This window comes from Peribacillus sp. NPDC096448 (assembly GCF_044762675.1).
Classification (GTDB): Bacteria; Bacillota; Bacilli; order Bacillales; family DSM-1321; genus Peribacillus; species Peribacillus frigoritolerans_B.
On the sequence record NZ_JBIWEU010000006.1, the window covers coordinates 139,604 to 151,987 of the forward strand.

Sequence of the window (12,384 nt, forward strand, 5' to 3'; positions counted from 1 at the left end):
TAGGAGGATTTGCAATGACTACAGAAACGAAATTACCGTTTGAACAAGAGGATATAAGCTCCTATTCAACTAAAAATAATGATCCAGCTTGGCTATCCGAGCTTCGGATTCAAGCGTTTTCTGAATTAGAAAAGCTCCCGATGCCAAAGCCGGATAAAACGAAAATCGATAAATGGAATTTTACTTCTTTCCAAACTCATACGGTTGAGAGTGAAGCTTTTACCTCTTTAGAGGAGCTTCCGGAAGAAATTAAATCCATCGTTGAAGAAAATGAAAACTTATACATTCAACGCAATAATACGCCGGCACATATCAATCTGTCAGCAAATGTGAAAGAGCAAGGCGTCATTTTTACGGATATTTTATCAGCGGCTCGTGACCATGCTGAGCTCGTGCAAAAATATTTCATGAAAGACGGCGTTAAAATAGATGAACATCGTTTAACGGCACTTCATGCTGCATTGGTTAATGGGGGAGCATTCCTTTATGTTCCGAAAAATGTAGAAATCAAAGAGCCGATTCAATCGGTATTCCTATTGGATAATCCAGATACTACACTTTTCAACCATGTCTTGATCGTAGCTGAAGATAATAGCTCTGTCACATATGTAGAGAACTATTTCTCAACCGTTGATTCCAACGAAGGGGTTGCCAACATCGTAACTGAAGTGTTTGCAAATGCGAATGCCAAAGTCGAATACGGTGCGGTCGATACCCTTTCAAAAGGTTTCACGACATATGTTAACCGCCGTGGAGTGGCAGGACGTGACGCGCGTATTGAGTGGGCGCTTGGCCTGATGAACGACGGAAATACGATTTCGGATAATACAACATATCTAATGGGCGATGGCTCTCACGGTGATACAAAAACCGTTGTAGTCGGACGCGGGGAACAAAAACAGAACTTCACGACAGCCATCATTCATTATGGCAAACGCTCTGAGGGTTATATCCTTAAGCATGGTGTCATGAAAGACGCAGCATCCTCCATCTTTAATGGAATTGGGAAAATAGAGTATGGTGCTACAAAGGCCAATGCCGAACAAGAGTCACGAGTTTTGATGTTAAGTGAGAAAGCACGCGGAGACGCCAACCCGATCCTCCTGATTGATGAAGATGATGTAACGGCTGGTCACGCCGCTTCCGTCGGCCGTGTCGACCCGCTTCAACTGTATTATTTAATGAGCCGTGGTATTACAAAGAAAGAAGCAGAAAGACTTGTCATTCACGGATTCTTGGCCCCTGTTGTTAACGAACTTCCAATTGAGGGAGTCAAAAAACAATTAGTAGCGGTCATTGAAAGGAAAGTACAGTAATGAACCCATACGAAATTCGTAAGCTTTTTCCAATATTAGATCAAGAAGTCAATGGTCAGCCATTAGTTTATTTAGATAGTGCTGCAACCTCTCAAAAACCGGCTGCAGTGATTGAAGCGATTGAGCAATATTACCGCGGATACAACTCGAATGTTCACCGCGGGGTGCATACACTAGGAACAAAAGCTACGGATGCGTATGAAGGTGCACGTGAAAAGGTACGTAAATTCATTAATGCTTCTTCTACAGAAGAAATCATCTTTACCAGAGGCACAACGACTGCTTTAAATACTGTAGCAAGAAGTTACGGTGGTGCAAATATTAAAGAGGGTGACGAAATCGTCATCTCTTACATGGAGCATCACAGTAATATCATTCCGTGGCAGCAGCTTGCCAAAGAAAAAGGCGCTGTATTGAAGTATATTCCGCTTCAGGAGGACGGCACGATTTCCATTGACGATGTAAGGGCTACAATTACGGAAGCAACGAAAATCGTGTCCATCATGCAGGTTTCGAATGTACTTGGCGTTATCAATCCTGTGAAGGAAATCGCCAAAATTGCCCATGATCACAATGCTGTAATGGTAGTCGACGGGGCACAAAGCACGCCGCATCTAAAAGTGGATGTCCGTGATTTGGATTGTGATTTCTTTGCTTTCTCAGGTCATAAAATGGTCGGTCCAACAGGCATCGGCGCATTATATGGCAAGAAAGATTTGCTTGAAAAAATGGAACCGATCGAATTCGGCGGAGAGATGATTGATTTTGTAGGTTTGTATGAGTCTACATGGAAAGAACTCCCGTGGAAATTCGAAGGCGGTACCCCAATCATTGCCGGCGCCATCGGCATGGGGGCTGCAATTGATTTCTTGGAAGAAATCGGCTTGGATAATATTGAACGGCATGAACATAAGCTCGCCGCTTATGCAATGGAGAAAATGTCAGCAGTTGAAGGGCTGACCATTTACGGTCCTAAAGATGCAGAAAAGCGTGCGGGTGTAATTACCTTTAATATTAATGACGTACATCCACATGATGTCGCTACCGTTCTTGATGCAGATGGAATTGCTGTCCGTGCCGGTCATCATTGCGCACAGCCATTAATGAAATGGCTTGACGTATCAGCGACAGCAAGAGCAAGTTTCTATCTATATAACACGGAAGAAGATATTGATAAGCTTGTGTCCGGGCTTGTTAAAACGAAGGAGTATTTCAGTAATGTCTTTTGATAACCTAGATACACTTTACCGTCAAGTCATTATGGATCACTATAAGAAACCGCGTAATAAGGGCATGCTAGAAGATGGAAGCATGACAATCGATATGAATAATCCAACTTGCGGCGATCGGATTCGTTTAACGATGAAGATTGAAGATGGCAAGGTCAGCGATGTTAAATTCGATGGTGATGGTTGTTCGATATCCATGAGTTCGGCTTCCATGATGACGCAAGCCATTAAGGGCAAAGACGTTGATACTGCTCTAGCGATGTCGGAGACTTTTTCCTTAATGATTCAGGGAAAAGAATACGACGATGAGATGGACCTTGGGGATATTGAAGCCCTTCAAGGTGTTTCTAAATTTCCTGCCCGAATCAAGTGTGCTACCCTAGCTTGGAAAGCCATGGAAAAGGGATTGAAGGAATAATTAAATTAAAATGAGCTGTTGTAATTCAGCCATTTGAAATGGAGGAATACGAGCTATGGCAAAGAAAATGCCTGAAATCGGCGATTATAAATATGGCTTTGCGGATAAAGATGTTTCCATCTTCCGTTCAAAGCGTGGTCTGACAAAAGAAATCGTGGAAGAAATTTCTCGAATGAAGGATGAACCGCAATGGATGCTTGATTTCCGTTTGAAATCATTGGAGCATTTTTACAACATGCCAATGCCTCAGTGGGGCGGCGACATGCAGAGCTTGAACTTTGATGAAATCACATACTATGTTAAGCCATCAGAGAAATCAGAGAAGTCTTGGGATGAAGTTCCTGATGAAATCAAACAGACTTTTGATAAATTGGGAATTCCTGAAGCCGAACAAAAATACCTTGCCGGTGTATCTGCCCAATATGAATCTGAAGTGGTTTACCATAGCATGAAAGAAGAATTGGAAGACTTGGGTATCGTGTTTAAAGATACGGACTCAGCACTTCGTGAAAATGAAGATATCTTCCGTGAGCATTTTGGAAAAACGATCCCGCCTACTGACAATAAATTCTCTGCATTGAACTCGGCAGTTTGGTCAGGTGGATCATTCATCTATGTACCGAAAGGCGTTAAAGTGGATACTCCGCTTCAAGCTTATTTCCGGATAAACTCTGAAAACATGGGGCAATTCGAACGTACGCTAATCATTGTTGATGAAGGCGCATCCGTTCACTATGTAGAAGGTTGTACAGCTCCTGTTTATACAACTAATTCCCTTCATAGTGCGGTAGTTGAAATCGTCATCAAGAAAGATGCTTACTGCCGTTACACGACGATCCAAAACTGGGCAAACAACGTGTTTAACCTGGTTACGAAACGTGCGGTTTGTGACGCTAACGCAACAATGGAATGGATTGATGGTAACATCGGTTCCAAATTGACAATGAAATATCCTGCTGTCATCTTAAAAGGTGAAGGCGCTCGCGGTATGACATTATCGATTGCCATTGCCGGCAAAGGCCAACACCAAGACGCTGGAGCGAAAATGATTCACCTAGCGCCAAATACATCTTCAACTATTGTATCAAAATCAATTTCTAAACAGGGCGGTAAAGTAACATACCGTGGTATCGTTCATTTCGGACGTAAAGCGGATGGAGCTCGTTCCAACATTGAATGTGATACATTAATCATGGATAATCAGTCTACATCTGATACGATCCCTTACAATGAAATCTTGAATGATAACATTTCCCTTGAACACGAAGCGAAGGTTTCCAAAGTATCTGAAGAGCAATTGTTCTACTTGATGAGCCGCGGAATTTCTGAGCAAGAAGCAACGGAAATGATCGTAATGGGCTTCATCGAACCATTTACAAAAGAACTTCCAATGGAATATGCGGTCGAAATGAACCGTCTGATCAAGTTCGAAATGGAAGGCTCCATCGGATAATGACCGACTGGCCTGCCTGTAAGGCGATTTAGATACCATTCATACAAAAGCCTGCCGGGTCTATACTGGCAGGCTTTTTGTTTTGATATTCGGCACCCTTATACCAAAGATTAGATATGGCTCAATAAGGGTAAAAAATAAAAGAAGAAGTCAGGAAATGGTCCTGTCCCGAAGGAGTGATGATGCAGATGATTTATGTTGGTGTGACCGGTTGGGGTGATCATGATAGTTTATATCATGGCGGTGTGTCCCAACGTGATAAACTCAAAGAGTACGGGGCCCATTTTCCCGTTGTGGAGGTGGATGCCTCATTCTATGCAGTCCAGCCAATGAGAAATAGTGAAAAGTGGGTAACCGAGACGCCAGCATCATTCAAGTTTGTCGTTAAAGCCTATCAAGGGATGACAGGGCATCAGCGTGGGGAAATCCCATTTGAAAGTAAAAAGGAAATGTTCAAGGCGTTTTGTGACTCACTGGAAGCATATCAGAAGTCCGGCAAGCTCGCTATGGTCTTATTTCAATTTCCGCCATGGTTTGATTGTAAACGCGAAAATGTGAATTACCTGCGATGGTGCAAAGCTGAAATGGGCGATATCCCAGTTGCCATAGAGTTCCGGAATCAAAGCTGGTACAGGCCTAACGTAGTCCAGCAAACTCTGGACTTTATCGAAAAAGAAGGCTGGATCCATACTGTATGCGATGAGCCGCAGGCTGGAGAGGGATCCATTCCTGTCGTTCTGCATGCTACCGATAAAGATAAAACCCTGGTACGCTTTCATGGCCGTAACCTGCATGGTTGGCAAAGGTCTGCTTCGGGGGATAATTGGCGTGAGGTCAGGTACTTATATCGATATAATCATCAGGAATTGACAGAGTGGGTGGAGAAAATCAGGATATTGGAAAAGGAATCCAAGGAGTTATATGTCCTGTTCAATAATAACTCAGGCGGGGATGCCGCTGATAATGCCAAACAAATGATTGAGTTGCTTGGTATAGAATATGAAGGGCTGGCTCCTAAGCAGCTTGGTTTGTTTTAAGAGGAATTATATAATTAATAATGATGTGACAAGATAGTAGAGGTAATATCCTCACAAACAGATAAAGGCGGATTTCTTCATGATATGGTTAGTATTAGTGGGTATTGGATTATTAGCGGGATCAGTCGGCGCACTTGTCGGTCTGGGCGGCGGCATAATCATTGTGCCTTCCCTTTTATATTTAGGTACATCTACAAATATTATCGATGAGCTGTCTCCACAGGTCGCCGTAGGTGTTTCAACCGTAATCATGATTTTTACCGGCCTATCTTCCACTTTAGCTTATTTAAAACATAAGGTGGTGGATTATAAGGCCGGCTTAATCTTTTTTATTGGCAGTGCACCTGGTGGAATAATGGGGGCCTATGTGAATAAAAACCTTAACGCCGAAGCTTTTTCATTGTACTTTGGAATTTTCATGGTTTTCATGGCTATCGTGTTATTAGTGAAAAATCGTTTGAAGCCCATGCTTTTCAAGCCTGGGAAAGGGAAAATAGTGAAAACGTATAAAACAGAAAATGGACATTCATTTTCCTATGGCTATCACCCCCTGTTAGCTGTATTGATTTCTTTTGTCGTGGGATTCAGCTCCGGGTTATTTGGAATTGGCGGCGGTGCCTTAATGGTTCCTGTCATGATGCTTCTTTTCTTTTTCCCTCCGCATATGGCTGTAGCGACTTCGATGTTCATGGTATTTCTATCTTCCATCACTAATTCGATTACGCATATTTCCCTTGGAAATGTAAATTGGCCATATGCTTTTGCCTTGATTCCGGGTGCGTGGTTCGGTGCTAAATTGGGCGCATTCATAAATACGCGCCTAAAGAGTGCGTCGCTGGAAAATATGTTGAAAATAGTGCTGATAATCATTGGCTTACGTCTTATATACCAAGGTATTACAGGATAAACGAGGAGGAGAAATGATGTCAGAAATCATTCATTTATATCACACCAATGATCTCCATAGTCATTTTGAGAATTGGCCTCGTATTGATAAGTTTCTTAAAGAAAGAAGACAACTTCATCAAGAAACGGGAGAAGAAGCGATCATACTGGATATAGGAGATCATGTAGACCGCTGGCATCCATATACAGAAGGTACGTTGGGTAAAGGAAATATTGAACTGCTGAATGAAGCGGGCTACCAATATGTGACCATCGGCAATAATGAAGGGATCACTTTACCTCATGAAGCGTTGGACTCCTTATATGATCATGCAAGGTTCAAGGTCTTGGCAGCCAATATTTATTACGATGATAATGAAAGGCCTGAATGGGCGCTGCCATATTGGATACATACAACGGTAAAAGGGACCAAAATCGCGATGATAGGTTTGACCGCATTTTTTCAAAAGTTTTATTCTGCAATGGGCTGGGAAATAAAAGAACCATTCGTCGAGTTAAAGGCACAGCTCGAAAGGGTCAAAACAGAGGCGGATGTAATCATCATCCTTTCCCACCTGGGCATCCATGATGATGAGAGGATGGCAGAGGACTTTCCGGAGATTGATATCATACTTGGCGCGCATACCCACCATATCCTCCACCAAGGTAAATTGATCAATGATACACTCCTTTGCGGTGCAGGGAAATATGGTTTCTTTGTTGGACAGGTGGAAATGATCGTCAATCAGGAAAAGAAAATTAGCCAGAAGAGTGCCATTCTTTATGATACCAATGACTTTTTGGAATTGGAGAATGAACGGTCATGGATTGAAGAGATATACCAGGCCGGAGGGGAAACGCTAAAACAGGTTGAAGTGGACTTACCGCAGGCACTGGATAATGATTGGTTCAAAAGAAGTCCTTTGACGGAAATCCTTGGGGAGGCCCTAAGGGAGTGGAGTCAGGCGGATTGTTCCTTTTTGAATGCAGGTCTTCTGCTCGAAGGGCTTCCGAAGGGACCTGTCACAAAAGGCGATGTTCACAGAATCTGCCCACATCCCATCAATCCCTGCGTCGTTGAAGTTAATGGGAATGAATTAAAGGAAATCTTAATGCAATCGAGAAATCAGGAGTGGCCTCATATTCAGGTGAAAGGTTTCGGTTTCCGTGGAAAAATCATGGGAGCCATGCATTATGATCAAATTGAATTTAACGAAATGGAGAATGGAATCGTAAAAGGAATACTTATAAAAGGAGAGAAACTGCAGACGGATAAGTCCTATAAACTGGCAATACCTGATATGTTCACGTTCGGGCACTTCTTTCCAAGTATCCAGCGCTCCAATCGCAAGGAATACTTACTGCCGGAATTCTTACGGGATATCCTTTTATGGAAGCTGAAAAAAATATACACGAACGCCTGACGCGAAATCACGGTTTTGCCCTTTTTATCATAAAGTATGGGGAAGAAAGGGGCGAAACCAATTGATTAACATGATCCCAATAATTCTTGATAATCATACATTCCTAGCCATTTCTGTCCGACTGCCCAAAACGAACTTACTTGCTGTCGCGTCCGAAAAAGGGTATATAATGTGCGGTGCGTTAGATGTTGGACTGCTGAACGATAAATTGAGAGATCGTAAAATCCTTGCAGGGAGAGCCACAGGAGTCAAATCGATTGAAGAGTTATTGGAAGCGCCGCTTGAATCAGTTACCTGGGAGGCTGTGGAAAAGGGCATACATCCAGGAATGATTGGTAAAGAGGCATTAATCAAAATGATTTGAAAAGGTGGGCTTTCTTTCTACCAGAGGGGGCCTTACTTTTTTATCAAAGAAAATGCTGATATTTTTTCAATAAATTTGTTCAAAAAGGTTCATTTATCAAAATATTTTCCGATAATCCTTATAAAGGAAATAATCGGCTTGATTTACAAATATTGAATGGGAAAACGGAGTACAAGTATGAGGCTAGCTATTACAAAGTCCCTAAGCCCTGGAGCAAGGCTCGGTAAAAACATCTATAATGAGCGGAATCATGTCCTATTGTGCGAGGGTCTTACATTAACGCAGAAAATGATCAATCGACTGGTGTCCCTTAATATTCCCTTTGTTTACATTCAGGATTCCAGGACGGATGACATTATTCCAAAGCCCCCAGTTTCCGGGAAACTTAGAAGAGAAGCCATTAATACGATTGAAACCACTTTCCTGGACATGAAAAACAAAATGAGCCTTGATGGATCATTCAAGATAGAGCAGGCTAACGTGAAGTTCACCCAAATAGTACGGAACATCATGGGCGAGCTGAAAAGGAATAAAGAGCTAATGACTTTATTGGCCGACGTTTATACATACGATGACTATATCTTCACACATTCTTTCAATGTGACATTATATACCTTGGCGATCGGGATGGAATTGAATATCAATAATAAGAATCTCGAAATTCTTGGGCTAGGAGCGATTTTACATGATGTCGGCAAAATGCTCGTGCCTTTGGAAATCCTCCGTAAACCCGGTAAGCTGACGGAAAAGGAGTTTGAACAAATCCGAAAACATGCCGATTACGGATTTCATCTAATCAAAAATGTTCATACCGTTTCACTTTTAGTTGCGAATTGTGCCTATCAGCATCATGAAAGGTTAGACGGATCTGGATATCCCCGTGGGATAAAAGGGGATGAAATCCATTATTTTGGCAAGATCATTGCCGTTGCCGATGTGTTTGATGCCGTTACTTCCAATCGGGTTTACCGTAAGGCCATGCTGCCGCATCAGGGATTGGAAGTCCTTTATGCCGGGGTCGGGAAAAAGTTCGACAATACGATCATCGAGGCTTTCCGCAGGGCATTGCCATTTATCCCAATGGTCTATCCGTAGAATTGAATGTTGGGAGGAAAGGGGTAGTATCCGCTCAATATAAAGGGATAGGAGACCGCCCCATGATAAGGATACTTGAAGAAGATGGCGAGCAGATTAAAGAGCCCTATGAAGTGGACTGGAATAAAAACCTGCATTTGCTTATCATGAAATGTCTCAATATACAAGAACCAGCCTAACCTCAAGGATAAGCTGGTTTTTTCATTCCTTGTTTTCCTTCATGATGGCAGGTGCAACCGAACCGTTTCCGTTACTGAAATAACTTGGAACATCACCTTCGATCAGCAGACTTCCGACTGTCACTTCCTGACTCACCTTGGTCTCTTTTGTGAAAGAGGGGATGACGATTTGAATATTGACATCAAAGTCCACAATCAATTCATAATAGACATTATTGATGCCTGCGTTTGTCAGTTTTGTCCTCAAATCCGATTCAACATTCCCGATGACCGACATTTTCACTGGGATCTCAGGTCCGTAATTGGAAAGGAGGTTATTCCCGGTTACGACACCCAATGGTATATAATAGACAACACTTTTATATTGTTCATCATTTATTTTGGCTGAACCTGTTTTAAAAGGGTTTCCCTGTTTGATGCCAAGCTTCTTTTGAATATCCTTCGTAATGTTAGCCCGCAATTCACTATATATGACCGGATTGAAGCTATAGGAAGAACTGGAGTCATCACCACCCTTGTTGTTGGTGATGATTTTGTTCATATCAACCTTGGCTATATTCTCATCAACCGATTCATGAATCGTTTCCGTTGCAATCCGTTTTATTTCATATTCGGCTACACTCATGATTACGGGTTCGATTGATTTGTCCACGTACCAAAGAGTCATGATGCTTGATATGATGAACAGGATAAATGAATAGAGAAATACTTTTCGGGTGGGAAGAGGCCCCTTTTTTCGGAATTTCTTCGTTCGAAATCTTTTTCGGAACACGCTTTAGCCCCCTTTACTAATAACTATGCATCAAGTTCAGGGGTTTATGTTCGAATCAAAAAAAAGCAGCGTAAAATTCACGCCGCTCACTTTTGCTTTTTGGCCAGATCTTTCCTTTCCCACAATCTTAAATAAGGGTAGGGGTCGAAGCTCCATTCTGTGATTCCGTTGTCTTTGTACATTCCGTAATGAAGATGAGGAGGGAACTTCCCGGAAGTTCCTGGAGGACCGTAACCTGTACTGCCGACACCCCCGATGACTTGTCCGGGCTCGACGATTTGTCCGACTTTCAACCCTTTGGCGAAGCCGCTTAAATGGGCAAAGTAATGATAGGTATTATTTAGATCCCGTATCCCAATTCTCCAACCGCCGAATTTATTCCAGCCTTTCATTTCAATGATTCCGTAGCTCGTGGAACGAACCGGAAGGCTATAATCCGCAAAAATATCAGTGCCCTCATGGATTCTCCTTCCGCCCCATCCGCGGGCGCTTCCCCATGTATTCAAGTACGTATAATGAGTCCGTACTGGAACCGGGAAGGCCTTTTCATGTAGATCCAACCGGCCATATTTCTTATAAATCTCGGCATTGCCGATAATGATGCTGACGGCTTTATCCCGTTTATAATAATCCCACAAGCCGATCCGGATATTATCTTCATCTGCACCATACGATTGGAGATGCTTCGAAAAAGCATACAATCGATCGGTATCATTAGTGATATCTGCTTTGCCATCACCATTGCCATCCTGGCCCAACCCATCAAAAAATGTGATCGTGAGCGGGTTAACATCGTTTAAGTCAGGATTGAGAGCCCCGCTCCACTTTGAAGGCTCGATGTGGATGCCTATTAAACCCTTTGCCGGCTCTAAATCCCTTCGTGCAGCCCTTAGGCTGTGCTCATATTGATCAGCTCCAGCAAGGTAATACCACGGGATTTGGAGGGTAGCCTCCATATTTTTATATAGCGCCATTCTCCCTGCATAAGCATCAGGGGCATCCGCAGCATTAGCGCCTTGGCCTGGTGCCAAAATAAACAAACAAGTTATCGTAAGAAGGAATAATTTTTTCAACGGGGCAGGCTCCTTTCATGATATTCTCCGTTATTAAAAGACATCAGTCCATCCATCTTTTATAGTTTTGCTGATTTGGCAATAAACATGAAAAATAAATAATGGGAAACCAACTATAACTTGTATTAATGCTTTTTTATTGTTAAAGTAGGGTGTGTTAATTTCTATAGAATGGAGTGGCATTTTTCATGTCTTCTACAAATAAAGAAATTCTTCGAAAACCAGATTGGTTGAAAATAAAGCTTAATACTAACGAAAATTACCTTGGTTTAAAAAATATGATGCGCGAGAAAAATCTTCATACTGTCTGTGAAGAGGCAAAATGTCCGAATATTCACGAATGCTGGGCAGTAAGAAGGACGGCTACTTTCATGATTCTAGGTGAAATCTGTACAAGGGCTTGCCGTTTTTGTGCTGTGACGACTGGACGTCCGAATGAACTGGACTGGGCTGAACCGGAGCGTGTTGCCGATTCCGTTGTTTTGATGAATTTAAAGCATGTCGTCATTACAGCTGTTGCCCGTGATGATTTAAAGGATGGGGGCGCTGAAGTTTTCGCTGAAACGGTCCGTGCCATCCGTCGGAAAAATCCATTTACATCAATTGAAGTATTACCGTCTGATATGGGCGGGGTGTTTGAAAATATCAAGACTTTGATGGATGCTAAACCGGATATCCTGAACCATAATATAGAGACTGTCAGAAGTTTATCCGATCGTGTACGGGCTCAGGCCAAGTACGAACGTTCATTGGAGCTTTTAAGAAGAGCCAAGGAACTGTATCCGGAAATACCGACAAAGTCCAGTTTAATGGTAGGTCTGGGTGAAACGCGGGAGGAAATCCTCGAGACCATGGATGACCTGAGGGCCAATAATGTGGATATCATGACGATCGGCCAGTATTTGCAGCCGACTAAAAAGCATTTAAAGGTGCTGAAGTACTACACGCCTGAGGAATTTGCTGAACTGAAGGAACGTGCATTGGAAAAAGGCTTCAGCCATTGTGAATCCGGTCCGCTTGTCCGTTCATCCTACCATGCGGATGAACAGGTTAATGCTGCGGCGAAACATAAGCAAAACAAAGGTGAAGAATTATTGAAATAGAGTGAAATAAAGGACCGAAAAAATTCGGTCCTTTTG

Annotated in this window: 12 protein-coding genes; 10 read left to right on the forward strand and 2 right to left on the reverse strand. The window is 42.6% G+C overall.

What is annotated here, in order from left to right; all coding sequences use genetic code 11:
• The first annotated feature begins 14 nt into the window (after positions 1 to 14).
• From sufD to ACIQ0C_RS12465, 9 genes are all read left to right on the forward strand, one after another.
• Positions 15 to 1,316, forward strand: coding sequence for a Fe-S cluster assembly protein SufD (sufD, locus tag ACIQ0C_RS12425; RefSeq protein WP_403060263.1), 1,302 nt, complete (start codon positions 15 to 17; stop codon positions 1,314 to 1,316).
• Positions 1,316 to 2,545 (forward strand): cysteine desulfurase, encoded by a 1,230-nt coding sequence (locus tag ACIQ0C_RS12430; protein WP_402836068.1) that lies wholly within the window; start codon positions 1,316 to 1,318, stop codon positions 2,543 to 2,545. Before sufD ends, ACIQ0C_RS12430 begins: the two co-directional genes overlap by 1 nt.
• Positions 2,535 to 2,963 (forward strand): Fe-S cluster assembly sulfur transfer protein SufU, encoded by a 429-nt coding sequence (sufU, locus tag ACIQ0C_RS12435; protein WP_034310148.1) that lies wholly within the window; start codon positions 2,535 to 2,537, stop codon positions 2,961 to 2,963. The genes ACIQ0C_RS12430 and sufU overlap by 11 nt, the downstream gene beginning before the upstream one ends.
• A 55-nt stretch (positions 2,964 to 3,018) precedes the next feature.
• Entirely contained in the window at positions 3,019 to 4,416 is a 1,398-nt protein-coding gene (gene sufB, locus ACIQ0C_RS12440) for a Fe-S cluster assembly protein SufB (RefSeq protein ID WP_379168059.1), read from the forward strand.
• Between the two features lie 188 nt (positions 4,417 to 4,604).
• Positions 4,605 to 5,453 (forward strand): DUF72 domain-containing protein, encoded by an 849-nt coding sequence (locus ACIQ0C_RS12445; RefSeq protein WP_403060267.1) that lies wholly within the window; start codon positions 4,605 to 4,607, stop codon positions 5,451 to 5,453.
• Positions 5,454 to 5,532: 79 nt separating this feature from the next.
• Positions 5,533 to 6,360 (forward strand): sulfite exporter TauE/SafE family protein, encoded by an 828-nt coding sequence (locus ACIQ0C_RS12450; protein WP_402836071.1) that lies wholly within the window; start codon positions 5,533 to 5,535, stop codon positions 6,358 to 6,360.
• A gap of 16 nt (positions 6,361 to 6,376) precedes the next feature.
• A complete protein-coding gene (locus ACIQ0C_RS12455; RefSeq protein WP_403060270.1) occupies positions 6,377 to 7,762 on the forward strand; it encodes a bifunctional metallophosphatase/5'-nucleotidase in 1,386 nt (461 codons plus the stop codon).
• Between the two features lie 61 nt (positions 7,763 to 7,823).
• Positions 7,824 to 8,126: a YunC family protein gene (locus ACIQ0C_RS12460; RefSeq protein WP_034310161.1), complete on the forward strand. Its 303-nt coding sequence runs from the start codon at positions 7,824 to 7,826 to the stop codon at positions 8,124 to 8,126.
• A gap of 177 nt (positions 8,127 to 8,303) precedes the next feature.
• Complete coding sequence (locus ACIQ0C_RS12465; protein WP_403060273.1) at positions 8,304 to 9,221, forward strand: HD-GYP domain-containing protein; 918 nt, start codon at positions 8,304 to 8,306, stop codon at positions 9,219 to 9,221.
• 201 nt (positions 9,222 to 9,422) lie between these two features.
• On the opposite strand, the gene yunB is transcribed toward ACIQ0C_RS12465, so the two are convergent.
• Both yunB and ACIQ0C_RS12475 read right to left on the reverse strand, forming a co-directional pair.
• Positions 9,423 to 10,172 (reverse strand): sporulation protein YunB, encoded by a 750-nt coding sequence (gene yunB / locus ACIQ0C_RS12470; protein WP_402836079.1) that lies wholly within the window; start codon positions 10,170 to 10,172, stop codon positions 9,423 to 9,425.
• A gap of 86 nt (positions 10,173 to 10,258) precedes the next feature.
• Positions 10,259 to 11,245 carry a M23 family metallopeptidase gene (locus ACIQ0C_RS12475; protein WP_402836081.1) on the reverse strand — a complete coding sequence of 329 codons (987 nt, stop codon included), beginning with the start codon at positions 11,243 to 11,245 and terminating at the stop codon, positions 10,259 to 10,261.
• 188 nt (positions 11,246 to 11,433) lie between these two features.
• Here ACIQ0C_RS12475 and lipA point away from each other — a divergent pair, with 188 nt between their 5' ends.
• Complete coding sequence (gene lipA, locus ACIQ0C_RS12480; RefSeq protein WP_063234033.1) at positions 11,434 to 12,348, forward strand: lipoyl synthase; 915 nt, start codon at positions 11,434 to 11,436, stop codon at positions 12,346 to 12,348.
• Positions 12,349 to 12,384 lie beyond the last annotated feature (36 nt).